Below are 24,710 nucleotides of genomic sequence, written 5' to 3'. Positions count from 1 at the left end.
GATAATGGAGGGTTGTCCAAATTTAAACTATGGTTTAAAGAAAGTGGAAGAGCTAGCATGTCGCTAGGTCCTCCTCTGCATCAATTCAACACCTAACTTCACGGCCTCTTCGGCGGCTTTGGAATCCTTCGTAAGTAGAAGGGCATTCAAATCTCGTGCCAGCAACAGGGCCTCCCACTCATGTACGGGAAGACCCTCCATGGGAGGGACCTTGTGTCCGAAAGATCTGATAGAGCATGTATCTAGAATGTAGTTTATGGGTAAACCGTTCCTCATAGCGTAACTCAGGCCGGTGGTGGTTACGATCAACTCATAGGCTGAGTCTTCAGCTAATTCCTCTATATCTCGGTAAGCCGAAGGTGAGACGACTACTTTGCGCCGCATTCATTGAAACGTTTAAATGTCTAAAATTTAAAGTCTCGGTGGGGAATCGGGTTGACTCAGGAATTAACCGTGGAGGATCCGTTAGATAAGTTATTGCAACCTTCCACACTAATAGCGTTGACTAAACTGATGGACTCTCTTCCTACGCTGGAAAAATTGATGGAAAGAGTTAATGACTGGGAGAAAAAAGGGTATTTAGATCAAATATCGAACTTGTTAGAGCAGGGAATGTCGCTTTACGAAGCCGTACAGAAGGCAGACCTCATAAATACTCTAGTAAGTATAGGAATGGATCAAATGGGGAAATTGCAAGCGTTCTATCCTATTCTGGAGAAAATGACAGATGAAAGAACGCTAACTGCGATCCAAGAAATGGATATAGGTGCACTTCTGCAGGGGATGTCCTCTCTCTCCCCGCTCCTGTCTAAGCTGGGGAAAGAGGAGATGGTGAAATCGATGGAGAAGGTTGACTGGGAAGGACTGCTAGGGGCTCTCAACGGTGTAACGCCACTAATGAGGAAGTTCAGTGAACCGGCCGTATTGAAGTCAATAAATCAGATAAACTGGGACTCCCTCTTCACTCTGCTCGGGAAGTTCGCTGAAATGCAGGCCAACGGTTCTTGGGATAACCTAGTGAAACTGTTAGATGTGTTAGGTACACCCGAAGTGACGGGGAGCTTGAGCATGTTGTTGGAGAAGTTAGCCAGGGCGCTCAGGGAATGGATCAAGAATGCACCAAACGCGAAACCTGTCGGTACTTTCGGTCTACTCACGGCCGGAAGAAACCCCGACGTGGCCTATGCACTAGGACTCATGCTCTCGTTCGCGGAAGCATTAGGAAGGAGTTTCAGACAGTAGGAGTTAGCTTTTACGTCCAATTGGACTATTATTTACATGTGACGATCGAAGTAGAAGAGGATTGTAGGAGACTCGGAATATTCGTCGCAACGTCCTCGGCTGAAAAGGTAAAGGTTGAACAGTCACCGGAGGAGTTGAGAAGAGAAGTCGAGTCGATCAAGGAGGAGATTAAGGGAGAGGACCTTACAAGAAACCCAGTAGTGAGGGCCTACAGGGAGTTCTATTGGAGGATAGGTCTAGATCCTACTAAAGTCAGACCAAGCGGCGAGGCCTTGCGCAGGAGACTAATTAATGGCAGGGATTTTCCTTTTATAAATAATGTCGTTGACTCAGGAAACTTGGCCAGTGTGAGGACTTTAGTTCCAATAGGACTCTACGATCTAGACAAAGTAAAGGGGACCCCGCGAATAACTGTCTCCAGAGGGGGAGAGTCCTTTCACCCCATTGGTGGAAACGTAGATAGCCTCAGCAGCGGCATACCGATTATGAGGGATGACGAAAAAGTGATGCATGTATTCCCTCATCGTGACTCGAGGCTCACAGCTATATCTCAATCCACGACCAAATTACTAATAGTAGCGGCAGGAGTTCCTAATGTACCTCGGGAGTTACTTCTAGAAGCAATCAAGTTAACCCTCTATTACTTGGAGAAGTACTGTGGAGCCTCGGGGAAGGAGGTGGTTGTTATTTGAAAGTGTTGTTGTTAGGATATGGAAACGTGGGAAAGGCCTTCGTGGAGCTCCTAAGAGAGAACCAATTGAACGTGAAAGTGGTGGGGGCTTTCAAGAGAGGAGGACTAGTCGCCCCATTAGGGGGTGAGGAAAAGGCCGTTGAAATCGAGAAGGGCCTAGAACAACTCTCTCCAGACGTATTAGTTGACGTTTCGTCTCCAAACTACGTTAATGGAGAACCCTCCGTATCAGCCTACCTGGAGGCCTTCAAGAGAGGAATCCACGTAATAACCGCGAATAAGGCCCCATTGGCACTCAAATTCGGGGAGATTTTAGATGAGGCTAGGAAAAGGAAGGCCTCGCTGGGGTTTCAAGCAACAGTCATGAGTGGTGTGCCCTCCGTTAACCTTAGGAGGGTGTTGCCAGCCTTGAAGGTATATGAATTAAGGGGAATCCTTAACGGTACCACTAACTACATTCTCTCCAAAATGCATGATGGATTAAGCTTCGACCAGGCATTAAAGGAAGCTCAAGAGCAGGGATTTGCGGAACCAGATCCCACCTTGGATGTAAATGGTTTCGACTCCGCTGCCAAATTAACCATATTAGCGAATGTGTATTTTGGATGTAGAAAGTCGATCAAAGACGTACGGTTCTCCGGAATAGAGCATATAGACTTCTCTGAAGTAGGTAGATGGAGGAATGAAGGACTGAAGCCGAAGTTGGTCGCTAAGGCTTCCAGGTCTGAACTTAGGGTTTCCGTCGAAGCCCTGACTCGGAACGATCCCCTCTATCATGTAGACGGTGTCACTAACGGGTTACTAATTCGTACTGATATTCAAGACATATTCATTTCCGGCCCTGGGGCAGGCCCAAAGAGGGCAGCCTACGGAATTCTAAGTGACCTACTTATCATCTCTAGCGGGCAGTCGATTGAGTTTTAACGGCATATCCACATCTTCCCCAAAGAACGACTTGGCAGCCCCAGTGAGGGCCTCTCCCAGCGAAGGGTGGAGTAGGACCGTGTACGAGAAGTCTCTTAAGGACATCTTTGCTCTCACAACTATGGTCAAGGCGTTCATTAGTTCTTCCACGTTGTGACCTACTGCCTCCCCGTAAACGATTCTCCCAGAGGAGTCTATGCCTATTCTAACAAATCCTTCTGTAAATCCAGTAATTATGGACCTAGTAGTGACGTTAAGAGGGAAATAGGCCCATTCACGGACAGACTGTTCTTCTCCCACCTTTCCGACCTCAGGATCGGTGTAAACAAGCTCTGGAACGGCATTGTAATCGACTGAACACCTTTGACCCATCATATTTCTATAAACTACAGTTGCTTCATGCATGGCAGTATGTGCGTTCTTAGGCCCTGACTTTGACACTACGTCTCCCGCGGCCCAGATCCTCGGGTTTTCTGTCTTCATTTGCTCATTGACGAGAATCCCGCGCTGGTCTACTACCACTCCCAAGCCTACCGTTCCTCGCGGGACGCTAGGTCTCCTTCCAGCAGCAAGAATAACGACGTCTGCCTTGAGGGAGCCAGACTCGCTCACCACTTCTTTCTCTTTCACGGAAGTAACCTTGACCCCTTCTCGTACATTTACCCCATCCCAAATTAACGACTCCTTTATAGCTTCAGATAGTCTCGGACTTAGGTTTCCCAGTAACCTTGCTTCAGTAACGAGAGTAACGTTAGAGCCGAGTCTAGCATAGAACTGGGCTATCTCCACCCCAGCGTAACCTCCACCTACCACGATCATAGTTTCAGGTGGAGTGTCGATCTCCCCCACCTGGTCTTCAGTGTATACACCCCCTCCCTTGACTAGTGAAGTATCTGGTGTAGATCCGGTGGCCACGAGTAGTGCGCCATACTTCACCGGCTTTCCGTCGATAAGAACGTAGTCCTCCTTAAGCTCAGCTTCGCCGTAAATAACCTCTGCACCCGCGTTCCTAACTAACTCCTCTCCAGCTGAGGAAAGTCTATCTCTGATTTCCCTCATTCTCTGGACGAATTTTCCCAAGCGCAACTGTCCCTCAAGTCCGAACTGATTTTCAACTTCCTTAAACCTCGAGATGACGGAGGTGAGGTCGTGAAGAAATATGCTTGGTACGCAACCGAAGTTGACACACACCCCGCCGAAGCGTCCTCTCTCTATTACCAAGACCGACTTCCCTGCCCTAGAGAGAAGTGAAGAAGCCATGTAACCGGCTGGTCCACTACCGATCACTACGACGTCGTAGGCCGTCAAAAGAGCCACTTACCTTAGAAGAATAGACTCCTCTCAGCCTCCATGGTAAGATCGATGAGAGTAGAGCCTCCAACAATCTCTACACCATCCACTATCTCGTCCTCTCTCATATGACACATGTCCTTGAGACTCTGTACACAGACGTACATCTTGACACCATTTTCCTTCGCCAGGTCGAAGAACCTTATGAATGGATTGTCGCCCTTCTTTCGTGCCTCTTCTTGCCAAGACTTAGAGAGAAGGAGAGGGCCTTTAATCATGTAGAAAACCGAGGTATCTAGCTCCATGGAGGCTGCTATCGATGCCATGAAGAGTGGAGCGTAGGTTCTGTCTATATCCTCAGGGCCGTGAGTGACCACTATTAGGAACTTCTTCTTTGCTTCCTCCAAACCAACCACCAACATGTTGCTTTTATCAGCAACTTAAATTCGTTTCTTACATGCCTTGAAATCATATCAACTATTTTAATCCTTCAAAGGTCCTTTACGCGTTCTAAGAAGGAGAAAAACGAAATACATCATGAGCCCTGCGGCTAAAAATATAGCAATGTAATTCAGGTATTTATCCATTAGATAAATTAACATGTTCCAAGACGAAGCGTAGACGTAGCCTATCGAGGCCAAGACCGTGTCCCAAATTACGTGACCGCCGAGGGTGGCTAACGTGAATTTCCCGATCTTCATTCTACCGAAGCCCGCAGGGAACGAAATTAAAGCCCTGAAGCCAGGCACAAACTTCATGAAGAAAACGGCAGCTACGCCGTATTTGTTAAACCAACTCTGCACTCTATCAATTCTTCGCTCGTTTAAATGCAAAAATCTCCCGTAACGCCTTATTACTGCCTTACCTGCGTAAAGTGCTATGTAATAGTCCACCAAAGAACCAAGGAGACTTCCCATGGTGCCAACCGCAACTACCGCCCAAAGACTCATGAAGCCGTCCCTAGAGAAGGCGCCCGCTAATGGCATGACTATTTCGCTAGGGACTGGTAGGGACATTCCCTCCAACAACATCAGTATAAATAAGCCCACATAATTTCCTATTAAACTCTGAATTAGTGTAGAAATTAAGTCCACTTACTTAGCTCCTCCTTCAGACTTAACGTCAGGTATTTCGTGACTGTGTGGACAGCGTTCGGGCTTGCCTAGAAACCGATAAATATGCTCTACAACCTCCTCGGGCACCTGCAAGTCGAATTTATCAGTGAGCCTACACGCGTCCTCAACTCCCATGCCAGTCTTAACTAGGAACGTTTCTATTACTCTATGCGCCTTTTTGGCGTAGAGTAGCTCCCTATTTCCCTCCTCTGTAACATAAATATACTCCCCTTCCCGTCTAACCAGGCCTTTGCTTACTAAGTGAAAGACCTCCTCGTAGGCGCTGGCTGGGGAAACTTTCAGGTTTTTCGCCAACTGAGTCAACCTAGCACCTCTTCCATTTGAGGCCTCGTTACTTATCTCGGTGATGTAGTTGTATTCCTTCCTGGAGATCCTCACGAGAATACAATCTGTGGATGAGGTAAAAACATTGATCTCTAAACTGAGTCACTACAATGACGGATTACCTCACACGGTCTTCAGAAAATGAGTTTTTACTCATTTTTGCTACGAGTGACTCAAAAGTCCATATATAAGGAGTGAGCTCCGATTCAAAGGGTCTAGCAGTTCCTAGTTTACAAAAATTGGGGTTAAGGGGGCGTAAAGCCTCGCCTTTCACGGGGGTGAACAGCCCCCTTGTATTTATACTTCTTTGTGAAATTTCTCTTAGTGGTACTAACGACGCTCCTCCCCAGCTCGATCGAAGGTTTAATGGGACTGTGGGAGGAGCAACCATCGTCTCTCTTCTCCCTTAAGGGACTAGAGCTTTGCGATGAAAGTCCCCTCCTCTTCGAATGGGAGTGGATCTCTGATCCACTCGACTGCCCACCAAACGAGACATGTAAACCCGAACCGATGGTGGGAACGACGATCCCTCTGGGAGGGAACCATCGCCCTTCCAGGGCGGGGAGGAAGTCAGAAGGATGAGGGTTAGAAGGAAACATGGAACTTCGCCTGCGGAAACTGACACCCTTCATACTAGTTTAAACGTCTCTTCGAAAATCTCTTTTTCAGCGATATTGACCTTCTAGGTCCACGGAGGGACTGAGGAGGGAGCGTCAAGGAGCTCATCGTCGTGATCGTCGGGTCCCTTCAAGTGTGGTGTCTCTGGACCACCCCTACTGTTTGACTTGGGACTAAACCCCGAATGGGGGAGGAAAATGGCCTAGGAACCCTCAACGGTGAGGAGGAAGTTAAACAGGGATTAGGAAGAAGATAATCAGTCTCTAGCTCCGTCCCTAAGTAATGAATATCTATCGAACAGGAATGGATAAAATATATAAATTCACGATATGTTAGTGAGCGTTAGTCACGGCGAATCCCATTGGAGAGGCGGAGAAGAATACTTGACGAGCTGAGGGCCAAAGGGGCCACTTTCGCAGATATCAGAGAGGAATCCTTGGAAGTTGAGGTGCTGGAGATAGAAGGTGACCAAAGGGCGAAGAATTGGAGCTATAGAACTGGCGTTCAGGTAAGGGGATTATTCGGAGGGAATTGGGGGGTAACGATCTCCGATGATCTGCACCACGTTAGTAGCGACCAAGTTGTGGCTACGGCGTTAGGACATGAGAAGATAAACATCGTCAGGCTTAGGCCGGCGAGGTTTAAGTGGGTGGAGACTTCAGATGACGAGCTCTGGGCCGTCGTTGAGGGCCTCAAGTCTGAGATAGGAGTAAGTAAAGTAAAGTTGTATAAAGAGAGGCACTCTAAAAAATATTTAAGTACGGAGGATAGAGAGATTGAATTAAATTGGAACATGTTTCTAACAGAACTCTCCATAGGTCAGGGATCCCTACACAAAATCGTAAGAAGAATAGGTGGACTTAGGCCTCCTTCCTTCAGCGAGCTAAAACGGATCGTAGAGGAAGCATCCGAATTAATTAGAGTACTGAAGGCCGAACCCAAAAAACATGTGCGGGTTGGTAGCGTACTAATGAGTCCAGAGAGCGTGGCAACTGTGACCCTGCACTGGTTGAATCGTGTCTATCCCGAACCTCCCAGCGAACTTAACTTAGAAGAAGAGGTTGGCCCATCCAGCTTGGAGATAAGGGATGTACCGGTCCCCAAAGAGTTTCCAACAGTCTCTCCGGTACCCGTAGATGACGAAGGGGTTGAGGGTAGAGAACTTAGGATAGTGCATAAGGGAATTCTTGAGGAAATAGGAACCGATCGTTACTCTTCCGCCTATTATGGAATAAGACCCACAGGAAATGGGAGAGCCGCCTCGTTTAAAGACCCAATATCAGCTCACCCTCGAAACATAGTTATAGAGTGTGGTAAGGAGGAGACCGCTATTTCGAGTGAGTTGGTGGAGGGGGAAGCCTATATGAACCACGTGTGGAGCATAGCGTCGGCTGGTAGGTCTCTAGTTGTCACGGGTGAGGGAATGAGCGAGGGACAACCCTCACTAATTGAAATAACACTTGAAGCTAGTAGACCGTTTTCCTATCTTTCGACATGCTCCAAAGAAAGAAGGACTTTGCCCGTTAATACCAAGGGACTGTGGGTTACTTTGAGTACTCCATCTATGCTACTCTCGAGGGCTACAGATTGATCGATCTGGATCTGCTATTAACTAAGATCAAAGAGAGCGGTGGAGAGTGTGTGATTTATGCCGAAGAGGTGGAGAAGTACTCCCTAGTCTGGAGGGGACAACTAATTCCTTCGTATCAAACCAATACCGAATATTTCGTGAAGGTCGTGAAGTGGGGAGGGTCAGTGGAACTAACGTTCAATGAAGGTGTGAATGTCCATAACATCCTTGACGAGATTGAAAAGAGGTACTCTCCAGATCCTTATGCTGAAGTAGTGAAACCAGATCCGTTGGATAAAATTGACTTGAGGGATCCTAAATTGGATGATGTAGTTAAGGCAGGAACCGAATTGGGTATAGAAATGGGTCTGACGGATCCGACAGGAAATATGACTGGAGAGGTAGAGGTTGGAAGAAAAAGGAGGGTTGTCAAGAGCACCAACGATAAGGAAGTTAGTGAAGTAATAACTGTGGTGAAATTGAGGAAATGGGGCTGGAACAACTACGGAGGAGTCGAAGAGGCATCTTCAACACGACTTGACGATCCAAGTTTAGGGAGAGTGATTGATTTCACACCATATCGTGGAGGGGGTAGTGAAAGGGTGTCTGGAGAAAGGCTGGTGGAATTTGGCCCTAAAGCAGCCTCTCAAATAGTAAAGCGAATAATACTTCCTCTGACGTACCCTGAGTTGTGGGACTCAAACTCCCACATCGTACTCAATCAAAGTATGGAACTTTATGACCAACCTAGAGATCCGTTCTCCCCACACAGTAGGTCCTTCGATGACGAGGGACTAAGGACTTCGACCTCATTACTTACTAAAGATGGGGAGCTCAGGCCGGTGACGAATGCGAGATGGTCTAAGAGACTTGGATTACTTAACACGAAGTCGGCTACTTGGATAGACTCTAGACTCACCGCTAGGCCAACCAACGTGGAAATAAGGGGTGATAAGGCTGAAATGGAGGGAGACATATTCGTAGAAGAAGTCGAGGACATAACGGACTACACCTTGTCCGACATCGTGTTAATTTCCGTAGTAAGAGCGTATTTAAAGTCTGAAGGAAAGACCCTTAAACCTACCATAATTAGACTATCCCTTAAGGATTTTCTCCAGAACATGAAATTAGGGACAAAAGCTCCCCAGAGATACGGGAATATTAAGACACCGTCGCTGATATCGAGGGCCACATTGCTATAGTTTTATTATTAATCCTTAAACTAATAATATAGAAGAAAAACTTCAGCACAATGCATTTAAGTTCTCTTCATGCTAAAAATTAATTATGTTCACTCACATAGTGGTCGCCTACGACGGCTCCGAGCCAGCCAAGAGAGCACTGAACGCAGCAACGGAGATAGCTCTCAAGTTCAACTCTCAAGTGGATGTGATACACGTGGTAGACACCCTGATACTGGCGGCCAACGGCGTTAGTCCAATTCCAGACGAGGTGATAAGAACAATGTACGATAGGGCCAAGTCCACTGTTGAAGAGGCAGCCTCCTCGTTGTCAGCTAAGGGAGTCAAGGTTAAGGCCGTTACCCTCGATGGAGACCCTGCCAACAGCATCCTAGAGTACGCAACTAAGAATGGAGCAGACCTGATCGTGGCAGGAAGTAGAGGACTCTCTACACTAAAACGGATAATGCTAGGGAGTGTCTCCACTAGGTTAGTAACGGACTCTAGAATACCCGTTCTCGTGGTTAAGTAAAGTAGTTACCCCAGCCATAGAAGGAAGTCCCATGTTTGATTATTTACTATATCGTGGATCCAGAAGATGAGGCGCATAGGTTACACCACAATAAGCTCAAAGATTCGCTAATTCCGTATGACCATAGAGTAGAAGGAGCAGTCGTTCAAGCGTTTTGAAGATCGCGGACTTCCATCCCCTTCATGGTTGAAGTCTTTCACCTCCTTTGAGCTCCACATTAGGATAAAAGGGGGTTAGGTGAGGAAGTTTAAGTGAAGAGCGTAGTTTTGGGATCTGGCCCAGCAGGCGTCTACGCTGCTGTTATGCTATCTAGAAACTCCAAGGTCACCCTCGTAGACGAAAAAGAGAAACTAGGTGGCACTTGCGTCCTGTACGGGTGTATTCCTTCAAAGGCAATGTTTCATCCGTTTCAGTTGGCGTCGGGTCTTCGGAAATTCGGCCTATCTCGATCGATAAGCATAGAGGAGCTTCAAGAAGTTGGTCGAGAAGCGGCCGACAAAGTTTCCAAAGGAGTAGAATATCTCCTAGAAAGTTACGGGGTAGAAATAGTTAGAGGAAAGGGAAAGTTGTCTCAAAATGGAATGGAGGTCGGAACTCAAACCTTTCCCTTCGATAAAGCAGTGATTGCATCGGGAACAAGTAAGCCAGAAGTTGAGGGGACTGTCGCTTCGGATGAGCTACCTTACATCAACATAAGTGGGGGGAAGGCAGTAGTAATAGGGGGAGGGGCTGGAGGAGTTGAGTTCGCCTGGTTCCTATCCCAATGTGGTATGGAAGTTCACATCATAGAATCATCAGATTCTCTACTTCAAGGGGGCGATCCCGATATCTCTAAGGCCATAAAGTCAAACTTCCTTAGGAGGGGAATTAAACTACATCTAGGGGTTAGGGCCTTGGGTTCTACGAAGGGAAAGGTTATCCTATCTGATGGGACGTCCATAGAATCCGACCTTACATTATTCACCTTTGGTAGGAGGCCAAACTCAGGGGGGTTAGGATTGGAATTGAAGGGTAAATACATCAAGGTCAACGAACTAATGAGTACGAGCAGAGAAGGAGTTTATGCAGCTGGGGATGTCACAGGAACATTCACCGCACATGAAGCTATACACCAGGGAATAGTTGCTGGGCTCAACGCTACTGGGGTAACAACGATCTATGAAGGGGAGGTTGTGCCTAAAGTGATCTACACAAAACCGGAGATAGCAACTGTAGGAAAGATGGAAGGAGAATCGGTCAAGGTGAGCTACAATTCGCTTTCCAGGGCGTTGGCCGACGGCGAAGTTGAGGGATTCCTAAAGGTTTTTCACACAAAAGGGAGAATAGTAGGGGCTACAGCCTACGGTGAGAGGGCAGAGGACCTAATCTCCATTGCCGGTCTGGCCATAAAGGCTAGGATGAAAGTTGAGGATTTATTCAATTACCACTTCCCTCATCCATCATATATGGAATTACTATGGGAAGCCGCCGGTAAAATATTGGGACACTTTCACTAAACTCTACATCCTCATGTTTTAAGGTTAGGCTTACACTATCGTCACCTGTGAGGCTACCTTTCGTCCTGTGCCCTGAAGGACGAGGGTTTCCCTAATCAATTTATATCCAAATCTTTATAAAATTAAGATTTAATTATAACTTAGTTAATTAATGTTCTCCAATATCCCAATGGAATGGGGGAGGAAACTCGCTCACCTGTGAGGCGATCATAAAGGAGTCAGGTGTAATATATCACTTTCCCGAGAACTTCGGTTCCCTCTTCTCCAAGAAAGCCTTAATTCCCTCCTTCTGATCGTCAGTAGTGAATGTGAGGGCCCAGGCCAAGCTCTCAATGGGGGATCCCACCTCCTCTGGGGAATCTAAGGAAGAGATGACTGCTGTTTTAAGCAGCTTGAGAATCGCGGGCGACTTCAACGCCAACCTATTTGCGAAAGTCATCACCTCCTCATCGAACTTCTCGGAGGGTATAACTCGGTTTACCAGTCCCACTCTGAGGGCTTCCTCTGCGGAGATCCTGTCACCTGTATACATCATCTCCAAGGCCTTGGCCTTTCCTATTATCTTTGGGAGTTTAACTGTACCACCAAACCCCGGAAATATACCTAAATTAATCTCAGGCAAGCCGAGGAGTGCGGCAGACGAGGCGAACCTGAGATCACAGTTTAACGCTAACTCCAGCCCCCCACCTAACGCGTACCCATTAATTGCCGCCAGAGTGGGCCTCGGAAAGTGTGCCAAGTATTTTAGGACTTCTTTACCTTTTCTCGAGAAATTTAAGGCCGTGGATGGGGTCAGTTTGATGAACTCCGAAACGTCGGCACCAGCACAGAAAGCTCTTCCATTTCCACGGATCACTAGGACCCTTAGCTCGTCAAGTGAACTAAGCTCTTGAAGGGCCTTGGAAAGTTCCTCCAACATTAGGAGGTTAATTGTGTTGAGTTTATCGGGCCGATTTAATAACAGAACATAAACCTGCCCATATCTCTCTATCCTGAGAGTCTCCATAAATCACGTGGCACCTAAGGGCTCATAAATTATTTATAGGTTCTCCTGCAAAGTATTTCCCATGAATGAGGGGAGGACTTTTTTAAAGTTAGCTGAGGTAAGTGCGTTGATACCAGTTATAGGACCTCCCCTCAGTGGTTTTCTGATAGGTAGAGAGACTTCTGACTTCACACAAGCACTTAAATACGTAGCATTTTCTCTACCATTCTCGGCCCTAGGTGCACTATTTCTGTATCTAGGGATACCAACCATACAAAAATACCTTTACGCCATATTGATATATTCACTAGCCACACCTTTCATAATTTCCTTTATGATAACCACCTTCTACAATAAGGTAGAACTAACATACGATGAAGACACGTTAGAGATCAGGCTATGGTTGAAGAACATAGATCCTTCGTTTGACCCTAACACGCTCTTCAAAATGGCTTTGGATATGGCCCTTAGGAAAATAAGAAACCCATACTATAAGTCAAAAATAAAGACCGTCATGGAGTGTCCGCCTCTTAGAGTAAGAGTGAACCAAGATGGAATTGTGATGAGGAAGAACTGCAATGGAATTGTCGTAGAGGCGACTGTAGTTAACGATAAGGCTAAAATAAAGGTTTCAATTCCTTATTGAAAGGCCGGACCCCTCTGTTTCCACTGGAAAAGCCTACTCTAAAACTGTGCGGGTGAAGATAGAACAGATGTTAGTACTCGCCTACAGCGTTTTAGCTTAATATACAAACCGACAATATTGAAGTAGCTTAGGGCAAAACAGTCTCCAGTGGAAACAGAGGGGTGGACGTCTTAAGTCGTTTATCAGTAAGTTCACTACTCCTTTTCCAGTGGAAACAGAGGGGTATTTTACTCCCCAGTTAAAGGGATCTCATCACTTATAAGGTACCCAAGTGAAGATGTTGTAAGACAATGAGTGACATTATTGATAACATTATAGCTAGAGTTCAGGTGTCTCCCATCTTTAGGAGCAGGGAGTATATGCGTCCAGACTACGTTCCTGACGAATTGCCTCACAGGGAGACTCAGATAAGAGCTTTGGGGGACATTCTAGTGCACGCAGTGAAGGGTGAAGCACCCAGCAACGTTTTCATATATGGACTCACAGGAACCGGAAAGACCGCAGTGACTAAGTTCGTTCTATCGAACCTCCATCGAAGAGCCCCAGACAAGTTCTCTTTTGTCTATGTTAATGCTAGACAGAGTGATACCCCCTATAGGGTAATGGCTGACGTCATTGAGACTTTGGGTGGAAAGGTTCCATTCACAGGTCTTTCAACTGCTGAGTTACATCGTAGGTTGCAGAGGACCGTAAACGATGTTAGAAAAGTGGTAATTTTAGTTCTAGATGAGCTCGACGCTCTTATTAAGAGACATGGGGATGAGCTTCTATATCGATTGACAAGAATAAATGTTGAGCTCTCCGTAAGTAGAGTATCAATTGTAGGAATAACCAACGATGTAACATTGGTTGACGAGCTTGACCCGCGAGTGAAGAGTAGTTTGGGCGAGGTGGAACAGGTATTCCCGCCCTATAACGCGGTGGAACTGGAAGACATACTGAAAAGGAGAGCTTCAGTCGCGTTTAAGTTAGGTGTGGTCTCTGACGAGGTGATCAGTTTATGTGCAGCATTGGCAGCGAGGGAACATGGTGACGCCAGAAGGGCTTTAGACCTCCTGAGGGTGGCAGGAGAGATAGCTGAGAGGGAGGGTAAACAGGTCGTACGTCAAGAGCATGTATACCAAGCCAGAACAGAGATAGAAAGAGACAGGATGCATGACGTTATTCAGACTCTACCTTTTCACTCTAAACTTGTTCTTCTCTCTATAGTTGAGGGTTCCAAGAGGGATAGATCCTTGACAACCGGTGAGGTTTTCGAGATTTATAGGGGATTAACCAGAAAACTGGGATTAGAGAGTGTAACACAGAGGAGGGTCAGTGATATAGTAAACGAGCTTGATATGTTGGGAGTGATTACCGCTTCCGTAGTAAATCGTGGCAGGTATGGGAAGACCAAGGAAATTAAGCTCTCAGTTGATAGGAAGTCAATCCTGGAGGTCCTGAATGAAGATGAGCGCCTTCACGGTATTTGGAGCTGATGATGGATACTTTCCACCTCAATTTAAGGGTAGGAGGGGTAAGACTGTTTTGGCGGTAGCAATATTTAGGGGACTTGAGTTAACTTCGGTAGACTTTACTACAATAACCGTGGACGGAGAAGATGCTACTCAAGCCTTGAGAGATGTGAAACCTGAAGGGGTAGGACTCTTGGACGGCGTTGTGTATGGAGGTTTCAATTACGTGGAACCAATGGAGGACTGCATCATTTTCTATTCTACGCCTCCCAACGTGGATGAGGTCGAGAAAGCCCTGTTTAAACACTTTCCAAGTGACATAGGTAGGAGGACCACCATTCTCAGAGTCCTGAAGTCTCTCACCAAGGTTACTACGAAGCAGGGAGACGTTTTACTTTACAGTCCTGGCATATCCTTGAGGGATGCTAGGGAGTTAGTGGAGTTTTATCAGGTGTTCGATAGAAAGCCTGAACCCATTAGAGCAGCACATGTTGTTGCTTCTGCAATCTCTAAGTATCTTTTGACCAAGTAGTGGTGCGGGGGATGGGATTCGAACCCACGCAGGCCTACGCCAGCGGATCTCTCACCTGTAGGTCTTAAGTCCGCCCCCTTTGACCGGGCTCGGGCACCCCCGCATTACTGAATGCCTAACTTCTTGGTTAATTAGGTTTTCAGTCTCATTCGAGCTGAGTGTGATTTCTTAGGTAGTAGCTTAATTTAGAGGGGTTGAAGGGGTAAGACCTACTCGAGGGGTAGTCGGTGGTGGGAATGGCCCTACATTCTAACCAGAGGCGACAGCTAGGCCGCAGGAGTTGATATCACACCCTCTGGGTTGGGATTAGTACCAGCGTGGTGTCAACCGTCAGCGACTTCATTTCGCTGAACGGTTTCGTAGAACCCCTCTAGGAGAGGTCCTCTGCTGGGCAAGAAATCACTATGACGTCACTTCACTAAAGTAAGTAGTTCGCGGGAACTATTAACTCACTGCGTACGCTGTTAAACGCCTATATTTCTAAAAATCTCTAGAAGCAACAACTCCGTTAAACGTTCCTTAATGCCTCAATAACATCAGACGCATCAATTGTAGTTTGAGTTCGTTGAACGAGATCTCTTATGGTAACCTTAGACGTTTCTACCTCTTTTCTACCTATTATGATAGCATGGGAGTACTGTTGTTCTCCGTAGTGGGATAGAAGTTTCGAGAGAATTTCGTCCCTTAGGTTGATGGTGATTAAGAGGCCGGCCTTTCTTAATAGTCCTACTAATTTCAGCCCATACTTTAATATGTCTGGGGAGCGATCTAGGAAAAGTAGAACGATCTTAGGTGAGGACTGTGCAGCACTAGTCGGTATAGCTAAGAGGGTCCTCTCTAGTCCCACAGCGAAACCTACTGCTGGCGTCTGAGGCCCGCCGTAGAGCTCCACTAGTCTATCGTATCTTCCTCCTCCTGCTATACTGACGCTTACACCCTCCACTTTGGCTTCGAAAATCGGACCCGTGTAGTAGGCTAGCCCTCTTACGAATCCCACCTCGACGCTAAGTTTAAGTCCTATGTCCATCAAGATTCGCGTCAACTCGTCTAAGTACGTCAAATGTGGAATCACGTACTTTAACTCCTCTTTAGCTAGGAGTTCGCGGGCCTTTTGGTCGTCAGAGACAAGCACCTCACTTAATGTGTTTAGGATCGCCTCAGGTAAATATGGCTTAAGGACCTTAACTGCCTCATCTATTAATTCCTTGTCAATTAGATGCAAGGTCGACTCCTGAACGTCTTCAGGAACATCGTTTCTGTTCATAATTTCCCTCAGTATTCCCACGTTCCCTAACTTGAACGTTACCTTGTCCCTTAAACCTACTTCGTCAAAGAACTCCTGTAGCAGGGTCAGTACCTCTACGTCAGCTAGGATACTGCTGGAACCGAAGAGTTCGACTCCTCCCTGCCTGAACTCCCTGTACCTCCCCATCTGGGGTTCGTCGTATCTGTAAACAGGCCCTACGTAGAATAAACGAACTGGTTTAGGCATTGGAAGCAACCTGTCTATGAAAACCCTTACTGCGCTTGGAGTTATTTCTGGTCTGAGCGCCACTTCCCTTCCGGCCTTGTCGGTGAATGTGTACATTGTCTTCCTTAGCTCCTCACCTCCCTTCTTAGCGAAGAGCTGAAAGCTCTCTAAGATAGGTGTAATGATCTCGGAGTAACCCGCTCTCCTCACAGTTCTCCTGAAGGTATCTTGAATCCACACCAATCTATCTGCTTCTTCTCCTACGTAATCCCTCATTCCTCTCATAGATTCCAAAAGGCTTTCACTTCAACGTATGGAGAGACGAGAAGGAGTAATAAGTAACATCGCCCGACCTATCCACTACTGCCAAAACAGTTTCCAAACTCAACCTTCTCTGGTTCTCCGCCCAACTCATTAACTCTCCTAGTTTGAGTTCCTCGTTTTGACTTACGATATATATGAGGGTATTGAAGCTGCTTCCTGATTTTATTAAAAGGGAATTATTGAATGGTCCACTCTTTACCTGTCTTCCTCTATTCCTTAAGTCTACACAAACTGTAACTTTTTCCCAGAGCTTCTCGTCTCTTATCGATAGCCTCTCGATAAGTTCCCCTACCTCCAACTTTCTTTCGTTCCATATAGCGGAAATTTTTCTTCCCTTGATTAACCCTTCACATAACACCTCTAACAGGAAAGAGTCAGTAGCATTGACCTTCACCCCCTCACCAGGAGGATCAGTGATTATGGTTAAAGTTTCGCCCTCCACACTCACACCACGATCTTTGGAACAGAGGTACTTATCTCAACTGGATCGTGGTCTCATCAATTATGAACTGTGAAGCGTGTGGTTCCCCCAATTTAGTTTGGGACTCGAGAGGGGAAGTTGTCTGTGAGGATTGTGGGGTAGTTAATGATAAGGTGTATTACTCTGATTCGCCTGAACAGAACTACGTTATACTAGGTCCTTCCCACCCTTTAAGCAATAATAGAATGTTGAGAATTAATAAATATCAAATATATATAAAAAGTTTTAATTCTAGGAGATTTAGAATAGTGAAGTCGGGCCTATACTCCTACCTGACTGGAACCAAACAGGTGAAGACAATGATAAGGCTAGACTCGTTGAAAGCCAAGAGGATTTTGATGGGGGATCCAAAGGCATTTGAAGTTTACCAAAAAATAATAGCTGAAGAACCATTGTTTAGCGGTAAGACCGAGAAAATCAAAGTAGCATTGGCCTTCTACTTGAAATGTTCGGTCTTAAGCGAGAGAGAGAAGCTTAAAGAACTTCTCAGACTAATAGGAGTTAATGAATCGTACTTCAGGGGAGTATTGTCGAGCGTTCCCTATCCAGTTAAATGCGAACTAATAGAGAGAACTTCGCAACTATTCAAAGCTTAGCCCATCACTTGCCATGGATGCCATAAGTTCCGCGTACGACCTCTTCTCCCTTGCTCCCTTTATGTTAAGGACGGTAATCAGTTTATTTGTTAGTGTAAGTAGTTCTTCTTCGTTTATATCGTTTTGTTCAATTTCTAGAAACTCCCCTAATCCTTCAACTTCGTCCAAGGATACTGTGGCTCCTTCATATGAGTAGTTCTCCCTAAATTTCCTCACTTTCAGTATCGGACGATACCCAATACTTTCCAAGATCGTTACTATGGCCTTTGCGTCACTTACAGCCGTCGTAGCTTCCAGTCTAGATTTAACTAGGGAGTTTTCCTTCGGGCCTTTATAGGTTAATTCCGTTCTTGCGTTTGATATCCTTAGCCTTAATGCTCGATCCGAGGAAGTAAGTTGCCGGTGCTCATTATCGAAGTAGTAATCTAATTGCTCCTCAGCTCCTATGTAGACAGCAACGGCCCGTAAAGACTCTCTCAGCAACCTGAGCGGGGGAGATAATATCCTTATTTTAATCTCCCTTTCTATAACATTAGGCATTGGAATGAGTGATAGGCCCCGAATTAAAAAGTATCAAAAGCTCTTTCAATTTGAGAACAGCGATAAGTGGAGAGGGCTAGCATCTAGGTTTGGAGTACTGCCTTACATGGTTGAGAGGTATGTAAATATGTTAGGAGAGGGAGGTACTATTTCCTTCCTTTCCAGCTGTCAAGTCCCTCCGAGGCTTAGTATCAGATGTAACGACCTCAAAGTAGACTGTGGGGAACTATCCGCTCTCTTAGAGAAAAAGGGATTTTCTTTTAGGAAGGTGAGGTGGGCACCTCATGCTCTTGTTCTGGAGAAAAGCCCTAGGAAACCTTCTCTTGGAGCTACTCCAGAGTACCTCAAAGGATACTACTACATTCAAGGTTTAGCGTCAATGCTTCCGGCCTACGCTCTAAGACCCTCCTCCAGCGACATCGTTTTGGATATGGCAGCGGCCCCAGGTGGCAAAACGACTCAGCTGGCACAATTGATGAAGAACTCAGGTCTCATAGTCGCTATCGAAAAGAGGAGGGATAGAATGAGGAGCCTGATGTCGAATGTGAATAGGATGGGCGTTAAAAACACTGTTCTGCTAAGGGCTGAGAGTTCCATTGTGTCCAAATTAGACCTGAAGTTCAGTAAGATTATCCTAGATGCGCCCTGTTCTGGAGAGGGGTTGATTGCTAAAGACCCCTCTAGGAGGACTAAGACCACTCCAGAACATTTGAAAAGATTTCAAGGAATCCAAATTAATCTTCTCACACACGCCATTGCCGCCCTAGATGAAGGGGGTAAGCTGATCTATTCTACATGCAGCATAGCACCAGAAGAGAACGAAGCGGTAATAGACTTCGCTATAGAAAACTTGGGTTTGAAGACCCTTCCTTTAGATCTAGGCGTTGGAAACCCTGGCCTTAGAGAGTTTAGGGGTGTAAGTTTTCATAGTTCTATCGAAAACTGTAGAAGATTATATCCTCACCTACATGGTACTGAGGGGTTCTTCCTATGTCTTCTATCGAGGTAGTAGAGGCAGAACCGGGAACGGTTGAACTGATACTAAGGGAGCTCTCTCTCTCGTACGGATGCGAATTCGACGAACTCCTCAGAGGCTACAGCTTCTTTCTCATGATAGCGAATTTTTCCCAGCTTTTTTTGACCACAGCCACTAACGTAAAGAAGATAGTTCAGGCTTTAAGGGGGTTGAAGATGCATCCATATTCTATAGGAATACCAGTCGCTACGCTAGAACCTAAGGTAGAGCCTTCTCTAGCTTTTGGTGAATATATGGCCCGAGCATGTCGTAAGATAGTACTTGATGATAGTCAGCTTGTTAGGTTTTTATACGGGAAGAGTGTGAAGGTTGACGCTAATTCTGGATTGTTTGTTGTGGTAGACAGGAGAGGCGATTTTTTGGGGTACGGAGAAGTGATACCTAGCGGAAACCTGCTAAGACCATTAAGGGATCTAGGGTGGTATTTACGTAAAGGTGGTTGAATTAGCACTAACTTCCTCCTCACCGTTGAGGGTTCCTAGGCCATTTTCCTCCCCCATTCGGGGTTTAGTCCCAAGTCAAACAGTAGGGGTGGTCCAGAGACACCACACTTGAAGGGACCCGACGATCACGACGATGAGCTCCTTGACGCTCCCTCCTCAGTCCCTCCGTGGACCTAGAAGGTCAATATCGCTGAAAAAGAGATTTTCGAAGAGACGTTTAGATTGCGTTCCCATCTCTCAAGAGACGGATTTTCACCATTTTATAAGGAGATAGATGATTGCAACTCTACAGTAACATAGGTACCTCTGTCCCACATCTGAGGAGGACTACCCTTTTTTCACCGCGCTCTCGTTCGCCGAACGTGTGAACTTAGGCCCCCATAATTCACGATTCCGACAATTAGGGACTCAGAGTTCTCTATCCTTCGTTCAGACTAAGTCCCTCACCTAGTTAGAGGGCCTATAGGGTTCCGAATCAATGCGAATTCCGTAAACGTGAGATTCGACCCCTAGATCTCAACTCTAGCGTCTTTGAGTTGGCCTAACGAGTTAACACGCTCACTTAGCAGCCAGTTTCTTAGTGCAGTCCCTCACTCTCCTACAAATCGGTCCTTCGAATGGGAGGTCTTCTCGATTTCTTCTCGATTACAAACCAGAAAGTCCTCACCTTTAAAGGCAGTGTAATTTGAAGTCCTTGTAGAGAGATTTCTTAGCGATGTAACGAAATATCAGTTCTATTGGTGATATGAGGAGATCGAGGAGGTATCTGCCCACTGCTACTTCATTCACATGATCCGCATTAAATCGGCTGCCGACTTCCGCTAGTTCAAATAGGGGGGTTCTAGACCACGTAACCTCTCCTTAAACTATACATGTGGGTTTGAAAACCCTCTTCCGCAAAGACTCCTGCTTCTCGATCAAGTCTGAAAGGGACAAACTTGAAAGAGACTGTTACTTACCACTTCTTCAATTATAGTTTCATTTAGAGTTTGGATTAGTATCGATGCAATCTGGTGAGGCTAAAAGTTTGAGTGTTAAACGTGGTTAGTGAAGAGAGCTTACAGTGCTCCATATGCTAGGCCTCTCTCTTCACCATGTTACGCAGAGTCCCTATTTTATCAACGATTACTTCCACTACATCTCCATCCTCTAGATATCGAGAGCCGGTGAATTCTGCCACGCCAGATGGAGTGCCAGTGGTTATAAGGTCTCCAGGCTCAAGGGTTATACCGTTACTGACGTAGCTTATCAAGGTTGCGGCATCAAACACCATTTCTTCTGTGGTTCCGTTCTGTCTCACCTCACCATTCACTCTAGTCGAAATCTTCATTGGCCAACCCGCGTCCTCCTTCGTTACAATCCAGGGACCGATCGGGAGTGCGGTGTCCACACCCTTACCTAACACCCAATTCAGGCCGTACGGATGTCTCTCAGGGTACTGCATGTCCCTTACACTCACGTCGTTTACTACGGTGTAGCCGAAAACGTAGTCTAGGGCCCTCTCTCGAGGGATATATTTCCCTTTTTTACCAATAACTATTCCTATTTCTCCCTCATAATCAACTCTTGAGGCTCCCTTGGGCAGGATCACTTCTTCATCAGGTCCTACTACGGTGTTTGAGAACTTTGTGAAGAAGTATGGTTCTTCAGGTGGTTTGGTAGAACTTTCTTGTGAGTGACTCCTGAAGTTTACAGCTGGAAGGAAAACCTTCTTAGGGACTAACGGGGGTAAGAACTTTTCAACCTTAACTTCCTCGAGCGATTCGAATTTGAGATAGTCGAAGGCTGAAATGAAACTTCTCATGTCGGACAGGACGCATGATAACCCCTCAGCTGTAAATGATAAAGTAGTGTTATTCTTAATTATTACGACTCTCCTTTCCTGTCCCACTTTAGCTACTCCTATTTTCATGCTGAAAGCTTAGCTGATTAGGTAAAAACCATTCTTGGAGAGCTAACCACCTCACCTTCCCAGGCGGCTCACCAATGTTGAAAGACGAAAGCTCACAAGTCAGTCCATTGTTAAAGATCTATTCTTTTGCTTTTAAAGATTTATATTATAGTAAAGTTTATTAAACTTAAGGAATTCGCCCTAGATGTGTAGAGTCTATGAACTAGTTAGCCTCTCAAGGAAGCTCAGCCTAGAGGAGAAGGCATTGATCCACCTTAAAAACCTTGGAAGTCGTATTTCCCCTATGATTAAGAAGTTATTAGGTGCAGTTGGCGGAGTGATTTTGCTGGTGGTATCGCTCATCTTAGTAGTCAAGGATATAAACCAGGGATTGCAGAGCGTTACTGTACTCACCTACTATGGGTTCAGTCCTTACTTCTTCTACGTGATAGGTTTGGTGTTTGGGGCCTATAAGATAGTTTATCTCATTACCAACAAACAATCACTAAACGAGATATTTCAGGGACCGGAGGCCTTTTCAGCCCAAGCTAGGATGTCCCTATTCCTCATTTTCCTCGTAGCTGCAATATATATTATCATTTATAACGCAGTCAGCGGTTTTCAACCTTTGACATTGGTGGAGACCTTAGGCTTCGTGTTCCTTGCTATCGATTATCTTTGATCGCTTGAATTGTGAGCCATGCTCCATTTATCTCGGAATGCTCTACTTTTAGGCCTACAGTTTTTGCTAACTCGTGTAGTTCACTAGTTCTCAACGGTTCTGCGTGGAACAAGGTCCCTAGGGCCTTTCCTAAAGTCGTGTCACTGACCAAGGTCGTCATTGTAAGTCTTCCTCCCTTCTTAAGAACCCTTTCCACTTCCTCTAAGGCCTTTGTCTTGTTTGGGATTAGGTGGAATGCCAAATTGAATATAACACCGTCAATGCTCCCATCAGACAGCGGAATTCTCATCGCATCGGCTCTAATTAGTTGTAGGTGTGGTCTCCTCTTTTTCGCCTCAGCCAAAAGTCTAGCTGAAACGTCAAGACCTATACAAAGTTCACAGTTAACATAGTCGAATGACTTTCCGGTTCCTGTAGCTACGTCAAGTACAATGCGGCCTGAGGAGAAGATAGACTTTCTGGCCATCCACTCGTAGCTTCTCCTTGAACTCAGCGCAAACCCCAAGGGGGCCCACAATCCTTCGTATATTCTTGCTATTCTCTCTAGGAAGCCTTCCTTAGTTTGACCTTCTAGGAAGTCTACGAAGCCGTTGTTTATCGTGTACTGATGGCCTTGAGGGCACCTTAATTTGGAGTTCAACTCCATACCATCTAACGGACACCGAAGGATGAAAAGAAGCTCCGTTCGTTCTATTCCTTCCAACTCACTTCTCAGTCCTCATCGTTTTCCTCGTTTCCTTCCAACTCATCTCTCAATAAATCTAACCCTATCTCTCTATAGTACTCTTCCCTTTCCTGCTCAAGTTCCTCTTCCTCCCTCTTCCTCCCGGACTTATCACTTACTAGGGAAGTAGTTAGCACTTTCTCGCTCTTGTTCTTAGTCTCTGTTACTACATACTCCTTCTTCGATTCCTTCTTCATTTCCTCCTCGTACTTGCACTTAGTACATCTTAGTAGCTCCTTTCCATCTCTCTTTACAGGAACCATAGCTCCTCCACATTTGGGACAGAACTTCAACTACGTCACCGTGGTATCCTAGTACTCTGCATGTGCCGAATATAAACCTTTTCGGTCGTTGCTTCTATCATTTAAAAATGGTTCACTTCTTCAATTGGCCTTCGAGCCAGGCCTCAACTTTCCTCATTCTAGACTTGGCGTTCTTCAGGAACAACTTCAGTCCGAGCCTAACTGGATAATATAGGGGCCCTTGCATGTAGAACTTGTCGATTATGTCCTCAGCCCAATAAACGTCATGCCAAAACACTTTCCTGTAAAGCTCTATGTGGCTATCGTTCAGTTTTATTCTTGTGAACCAGTCCTTATTCTTGAACATACCCATGGGAACAAAGAACATTGGAACTAGTATGCTCCTATAGGGCCTCAGGTTATCCACCATTTCAATAGTCCTTATGACATCCTCTTCCTTCTCCTCTGGCAGACCGATTATCATGGTTCCGGCGGGGATTACAGCGTGCTCATGCATTATCTTGAATGCTTCTTCAACCGTTTCGGGATACTCCTCTGGCTTGTATGGAGAGGATTTGGCAGGCATTATCTCCTTGGCCAGCCGTGGAGATCCAGTCTCCACCCCCACTTCTACACCCAAGTAGCGCTGATTATCGTCTATTATGATCTCCGATAACTTGCTCATGAGCCCATACTTCTCCTCAGAGTATCTGATGGCGGCTAGGCTAGCGTGGCTCCACGCAATAGACTTATAGTACCTTTTAATCAACCGGTGTAATTTTATAAGTGGTTCTGGTCTTGGAAATATACCCACCGCTCCGTAGAAGAGCATATCGTCACTATGAATTACTCCATCCCTTATTCCCGCCTTGACGTTCACCTGCAGCTCTTTCTCAATTTTTTCCAAGGGGTAGTATCTCACTTGCCTCAATGTTACAGAGCAGAACCTGCAGTACCTAGGGCAACCTCTCATTACTTCAATTAAGCCATTCACGCTGGCACCCTTAATCTCTGGTATCTCCTCTAGAGACGGAGAGTCCTCAGCGTCAACATACATATACTTAGGCAAAGGCTCTCCATCTATTATCGACTGTGCTATCTTCACTATTAGCCTCTCCCCTTCTCCATCGAAGAGGGTGTCTACTCCTACCTTCTCTATCATGTCCTCCCTCCAGAGCCACTGCCAAGTTGATGGGCCACCTACTATTACCTTCATTCCTCTCGATTTAGCTTGAGCTATGGAAGGCCTGTTTATGAGTTCCTGAAAACTCTTGTAGTTTATGGGTTCCTTCTTAGTTATCCCCCACCACGTCGAAGATGGAGGACCGAACGCGAAGTAATCGTGGTGAGAAAACATCAAGGCCTTGGCAGTGGGGAGGTACTTATCAATGGCATCTGGATCTATTATGGCCGCGTTGAACCCCTCGTCGAGAAGTTTTGCCTCTATCTTCCTGAGTCCGTATGGAGCCTCATTAGGTCTTCCCAGCGAGTCCGTACCTATCTTAGGGCAAGCTAACCACTTCCATACCTTCTCTGGCAGTCCAATGGCAGGCCCTGTGCCTAGGAATCCGAGGAACTCTTTGTGGTGGTGGTTAGTCATGAGACATCTGTCGGTCGTTATAACGAAGTCGAAGGACACCATGACGTTCTCACCTTAGA

Annotated in this window: 27 protein-coding genes, 1 tRNA gene and 1 pseudogene; 15 read left to right on the top strand and 14 right to left on the bottom strand. The window is 46.0% G+C overall.

The window, feature by feature from the left end; translation table 11 throughout:
* Nucleotides 1-63: 63 nt before the first annotated feature.
* The gene (locus HS1genome_RS00550) at nt 64-384 is read right to left on the bottom strand and encodes a PIN domain-containing protein (RefSeq protein WP_126449048.1); all 321 of its coding nucleotides are present in this window, start codon (nt 382-384) and stop codon (nt 64-66) included.
* A gap of 51 nt (nt 385-435) precedes the next feature.
* On the opposite strand from HS1genome_RS00550, the gene HS1genome_RS00545 reads away from it, so the two are divergent.
* The 3 genes from HS1genome_RS00545 to HS1genome_RS00535 are packed head-to-tail and all read left to right on the top strand — an operon-like array spanning nt 436 to nt 2,857.
* Nucleotides 436-1,242, top strand: coding sequence for a helical membrane plugin domain-containing protein (locus tag HS1genome_RS00545; protein WP_126449047.1), 807 nt, complete (start codon nt 436-438; stop codon nt 1,240-1,242).
* A 38-nt stretch (nt 1,243-1,280) separates the two neighbouring features.
* A complete protein-coding gene (locus tag HS1genome_RS00540; protein WP_126449046.1) occupies nt 1,281-1,934 on the top strand; it encodes a B3/B4 domain-containing protein in 654 nt (217 codons plus the stop codon).
* Complete coding sequence (locus HS1genome_RS00535) at nt 1,931-2,857, top strand: homoserine dehydrogenase (protein ID WP_126449045.1); 927 nt, start codon at nt 1,931-1,933, stop codon at nt 2,855-2,857. Before HS1genome_RS00540 ends, HS1genome_RS00535 begins: the two co-directional genes overlap by 4 nt.
* Here the strand turns inward: HS1genome_RS00535 and HS1genome_RS00530 are convergent.
* The 4 genes from HS1genome_RS00530 to HS1genome_RS00515 all read right to left on the bottom strand — a co-directional run bounded on the left by HS1genome_RS00530 (nt 2,819) and on the right by HS1genome_RS00515 (nt 5,661).
* Nucleotides 2,819-4,174, bottom strand: coding sequence for a dihydrolipoyl dehydrogenase family protein (locus HS1genome_RS00530; RefSeq protein WP_126449044.1), 1,356 nt, complete (start codon nt 4,172-4,174; stop codon nt 2,819-2,821). The two genes, HS1genome_RS00535 and HS1genome_RS00530, sit on opposite strands and share 39 nt — an antisense overlap.
* A 5-nt stretch (nt 4,175-4,179) precedes the next feature.
* A complete protein-coding gene (locus HS1genome_RS00525; protein WP_229768029.1) occupies nt 4,180-4,563 on the bottom strand; it encodes a DsrE family protein in 384 nt (127 codons plus the stop codon).
* Nucleotides 4,564-4,629: 66 nt separating this feature from the next.
* A complete protein-coding gene (locus tag HS1genome_RS00520) occupies nt 4,630-5,241 on the bottom strand; it encodes a DedA family protein (protein WP_197721495.1) in 612 nt (203 codons plus the stop codon).
* The gene (locus HS1genome_RS00515) at nt 5,242-5,661 is read right to left on the bottom strand and encodes a metal-dependent transcriptional regulator (RefSeq protein WP_126449042.1); all 420 of its coding nucleotides are present in this window, start codon (nt 5,659-5,661) and stop codon (nt 5,242-5,244) included. It abuts the gene before it with no gap.
* A 925-nt stretch (nt 5,662-6,586) separates the two neighbouring features.
* On the opposite strand from HS1genome_RS00515, the gene HS1genome_RS00505 reads away from it, so the two are divergent.
* The 4 genes from HS1genome_RS00505 (at nt 6,587) to HS1genome_RS00490 (ending at nt 11,004) form a co-directional block, all read left to right on the top strand.
* Nucleotides 6,587-7,816: a metallopeptidase TldD-related protein gene (locus HS1genome_RS00505; protein WP_158613649.1), complete on the top strand. Its 1,230-nt coding sequence runs from the start codon at nt 6,587-6,589 to the stop codon at nt 7,814-7,816.
* Nucleotides 7,765-8,997: a metallopeptidase TldD-related protein gene (locus HS1genome_RS00500; RefSeq protein WP_158613647.1), complete on the top strand. Its 1,233-nt coding sequence runs from the start codon at nt 7,765-7,767 to the stop codon at nt 8,995-8,997. The genes HS1genome_RS00505 and HS1genome_RS00500 overlap by 52 nt, the downstream gene beginning before the upstream one ends.
* Before the next feature lie 82 nt (nt 8,998-9,079).
* Nucleotides 9,080-9,508 carry a universal stress protein gene (locus HS1genome_RS00495; protein ID WP_126449038.1) on the top strand — a complete coding sequence of 143 codons (429 nt, stop codon included), beginning with the start codon at nt 9,080-9,082 and terminating at the stop codon, nt 9,506-9,508.
* A 251-nt stretch (nt 9,509-9,759) separates the two neighbouring features.
* Nucleotides 9,760-11,004, top strand: coding sequence for a dihydrolipoyl dehydrogenase family protein (locus tag HS1genome_RS00490; protein ID WP_126449037.1), 1,245 nt, complete (start codon nt 9,760-9,762; stop codon nt 11,002-11,004).
* 232 nt (nt 11,005-11,236) lie between these two features.
* On the opposite strand, the gene HS1genome_RS00485 is transcribed toward HS1genome_RS00490, so the two are convergent.
* Nucleotides 11,237-12,010: an enoyl-CoA hydratase/isomerase family protein gene (locus HS1genome_RS00485; protein WP_126449036.1), complete on the bottom strand. Its 774-nt coding sequence runs from the start codon at nt 12,008-12,010 to the stop codon at nt 11,237-11,239.
* Nucleotides 12,011-12,071: 61 nt separating this feature from the next.
* On the opposite strand from HS1genome_RS00485, the gene HS1genome_RS00480 reads away from it, so the two are divergent.
* The 3 genes from HS1genome_RS00480 to HS1genome_RS00470 all read left to right on the top strand — a co-directional run bounded on the left by HS1genome_RS00480 (nt 12,072) and on the right by HS1genome_RS00470 (nt 14,621).
* A complete protein-coding gene (locus HS1genome_RS00480) occupies nt 12,072-12,635 on the top strand; it encodes a hypothetical protein (RefSeq protein ID WP_126449035.1) in 564 nt (187 codons plus the stop codon).
* Between the two features lie 290 nt (nt 12,636-12,925).
* A complete protein-coding gene (locus HS1genome_RS00475; RefSeq protein WP_126449034.1) occupies nt 12,926-14,113 on the top strand; it encodes a Cdc6/Cdc18 family protein in 1,188 nt (395 codons plus the stop codon).
* Nucleotides 14,079-14,621: an endonuclease dU gene (locus HS1genome_RS00470; RefSeq protein ID WP_126449033.1), complete on the top strand. Its 543-nt coding sequence runs from the start codon at nt 14,079-14,081 to the stop codon at nt 14,619-14,621. The genes HS1genome_RS00475 and HS1genome_RS00470 overlap by 35 nt, the downstream gene beginning before the upstream one ends.
* Here HS1genome_RS00470 and HS1genome_RS00465 read toward each other — a convergent pair.
* The 3 genes from HS1genome_RS00465 to HS1genome_RS00455 all read right to left on the bottom strand — a co-directional run bounded on the left by HS1genome_RS00465 (nt 14,622) and on the right by HS1genome_RS00455 (nt 16,858).
* Nucleotides 14,622-14,724: transfer RNA gene (locus tag HS1genome_RS00465), tRNA-Leu, on the bottom strand.
* Nucleotides 14,725-15,129: 405 nt separating this feature from the next.
* Complete coding sequence (gene hisS, locus HS1genome_RS00460) at nt 15,130-16,377, bottom strand: histidine--tRNA ligase (RefSeq protein WP_229768040.1); 1,248 nt, start codon at nt 16,375-16,377, stop codon at nt 15,130-15,132.
* 16 nt (nt 16,378-16,393) lie between these two features.
* Entirely contained in the window at nt 16,394-16,858 is a 465-nt protein-coding gene (locus HS1genome_RS00455) for a hypothetical protein (protein ID WP_158613645.1), read from the bottom strand.
* A gap of 62 nt (nt 16,859-16,920) precedes the next feature.
* Between HS1genome_RS00455 and HS1genome_RS13260 the strand changes: the two are divergent.
* A pseudogene (locus HS1genome_RS13260) lies at nt 16,921-17,022 on the top strand (TFIIB-type zinc ribbon-containing protein); the annotation flags it as partial.
* 174 nt (nt 17,023-17,196) lie between these two features.
* On the top strand, nt 17,197-17,493 hold the full coding sequence (locus HS1genome_RS11920) for a hypothetical protein (RefSeq protein WP_158613643.1): 297 nt from the start codon (nt 17,197-17,199) through the stop codon (nt 17,491-17,493).
* On the opposite strand, the gene cyaB is transcribed toward HS1genome_RS11920, so the two are convergent.
* Nucleotides 17,479-18,033: a class IV adenylate cyclase gene (cyaB, locus tag HS1genome_RS00445; RefSeq protein WP_126449029.1), complete on the bottom strand. Its 555-nt coding sequence runs from the start codon at nt 18,031-18,033 to the stop codon at nt 17,479-17,481. The genes HS1genome_RS11920 and cyaB overlap by 15 nt on opposite strands.
* A gap of 4 nt (nt 18,034-18,037) precedes the next feature.
* On the opposite strand from cyaB, the gene HS1genome_RS00440 reads away from it, so the two are divergent.
* Together HS1genome_RS00440 and HS1genome_RS00435 are read left to right on the top strand one after the other, a co-directional pair.
* Nucleotides 18,038-19,042: an RsmB/NOP family class I SAM-dependent RNA methyltransferase gene (locus HS1genome_RS00440; RefSeq protein ID WP_126449028.1), complete on the top strand. Its 1,005-nt coding sequence runs from the start codon at nt 18,038-18,040 to the stop codon at nt 19,040-19,042.
* Complete coding sequence (locus tag HS1genome_RS00435; protein ID WP_126449027.1) at nt 19,024-19,512, top strand: tRNA pseudouridine(55) synthase TruB; 489 nt, start codon at nt 19,024-19,026, stop codon at nt 19,510-19,512. The genes HS1genome_RS00440 and HS1genome_RS00435 overlap by 19 nt, the downstream gene beginning before the upstream one ends.
* A 1,075-nt stretch (nt 19,513-20,587) precedes the next feature.
* Here the strand turns inward: HS1genome_RS00435 and HS1genome_RS00430 are convergent.
* Nucleotides 20,588-21,424, bottom strand: a complete 837-nt coding sequence (locus HS1genome_RS00430) for a fumarylacetoacetate hydrolase family protein (protein ID WP_126449026.1) — start codon at nt 21,422-21,424, stop codon at nt 20,588-20,590.
* 283 nt (nt 21,425-21,707) lie between these two features.
* Between HS1genome_RS00430 and HS1genome_RS00425 the strand changes: the two genes are divergently transcribed.
* On the top strand, nt 21,708-22,085 hold the full coding sequence (locus HS1genome_RS00425) for a hypothetical protein (protein WP_126449025.1): 378 nt from the start codon (nt 21,708-21,710) through the stop codon (nt 22,083-22,085).
* On the opposite strand, the gene HS1genome_RS00420 is transcribed toward HS1genome_RS00425, so the two are convergent.
* The 3 genes from HS1genome_RS00420 to HS1genome_RS00410 form a co-directional block, all read right to left on the bottom strand.
* The gene (locus tag HS1genome_RS00420) at nt 22,069-22,788 is read right to left on the bottom strand and encodes a class I SAM-dependent methyltransferase (RefSeq protein WP_126449024.1); all 720 of its coding nucleotides are present in this window, start codon (nt 22,786-22,788) and stop codon (nt 22,069-22,071) included. The two genes, HS1genome_RS00425 and HS1genome_RS00420, sit on opposite strands and share 17 nt — an antisense overlap.
* A gap of 8 nt (nt 22,789-22,796) precedes the next feature.
* Nucleotides 22,797-23,102, bottom strand: a complete 306-nt coding sequence (locus HS1genome_RS00415) for a zf-TFIIB domain-containing protein (protein WP_170166191.1) — start codon at nt 23,100-23,102, stop codon at nt 22,797-22,799.
* An 82-nt stretch (nt 23,103-23,184) separates the two neighbouring features.
* Nucleotides 23,185-24,693: a B12-binding domain-containing radical SAM protein gene (locus tag HS1genome_RS00410; protein ID WP_229768031.1), complete on the bottom strand. Its 1,509-nt coding sequence runs from the start codon at nt 24,691-24,693 to the stop codon at nt 23,185-23,187.
* Between the last annotated feature and the right edge of the window lie 17 nt (nt 24,694-24,710).

This window comes from Sulfodiicoccus acidiphilus, from assembly GCF_003967175.1.
Lineage (GTDB): Archaea > Thermoproteota > Thermoprotei_A > Sulfolobales > Sulfolobaceae > Sulfodiicoccus > Sulfodiicoccus acidiphilus.
Note: the sequence above shows the minus strand (reverse complement) of the source record. Positions and strands in the feature narration are given on the sequence as shown.

What these genes read in the sequence shown, in the direction of transcription:
- HS1genome_RS00550 (WP_126449048.1), bottom strand. Translation starts at nt 384, where the DNA reads ATGCGGCGCAAAGTAGTCGTCTCACCTTCGGCTTACCGAGATATAGAG.
- HS1genome_RS00485 (WP_126449036.1), bottom strand. Translation starts at nt 12,010, where the DNA reads ATGGAGACTCTCAGGATAGAGAGATATGGGCAGGTTTATGTTCTGTTA.
- HS1genome_RS00480 (WP_126449035.1), top strand. Translation starts at nt 12,072, where the DNA reads ATGAATGAGGGGAGGACTTTTTTAAAGTTAGCTGAGGTAAGTGCGTTG.
- HS1genome_RS00475 (WP_126449034.1), top strand. Translation starts at nt 12,926, where the DNA reads ATGAGTGACATTATTGATAACATTATAGCTAGAGTTCAGGTGTCTCCC.
- HS1genome_RS00470 (WP_126449033.1), top strand. Translation starts at nt 14,079, where the DNA reads ATGAAGATGAGCGCCTTCACGGTATTTGGAGCTGATGATGGATACTTT.
- hisS (WP_229768040.1), bottom strand. Translation starts at nt 16,377, where the DNA reads ATGAGAGGAATGAGGGATTACGTAGGAGAAGAAGCAGATAGATTGGTG.
- HS1genome_RS11920 (WP_158613643.1), top strand. Translation starts at nt 17,197, where the DNA reads ATGATAAGGCTAGACTCGTTGAAAGCCAAGAGGATTTTGATGGGGGAT.
- cyaB (WP_126449029.1), bottom strand. Translation starts at nt 18,033, where the DNA reads ATGCCTAATGTTATAGAAAGGGAGATTAAAATAAGGATATTATCTCCC.
- HS1genome_RS00440 (WP_126449028.1), top strand. Translation starts at nt 18,038, where the DNA reads ATGAGTGATAGGCCCCGAATTAAAAAGTATCAAAAGCTCTTTCAATTT.
- HS1genome_RS00435 (WP_126449027.1), top strand. Translation starts at nt 19,024, where the DNA reads ATGTCTTCTATCGAGGTAGTAGAGGCAGAACCGGGAACGGTTGAACTG.
- HS1genome_RS00430 (WP_126449026.1), bottom strand. Translation starts at nt 21,424, where the DNA reads ATGAAAATAGGAGTAGCTAAAGTGGGACAGGAAAGGAGAGTCGTAATA.
- HS1genome_RS00425 (WP_126449025.1), top strand. Translation starts at nt 21,708, where the DNA reads ATGATTAAGAAGTTATTAGGTGCAGTTGGCGGAGTGATTTTGCTGGTG.
- HS1genome_RS00410 (WP_229768031.1), bottom strand. Translation starts at nt 24,693, where the DNA reads ATGGTGTCCTTCGACTTCGTTATAACGACCGACAGATGTCTCATGACT.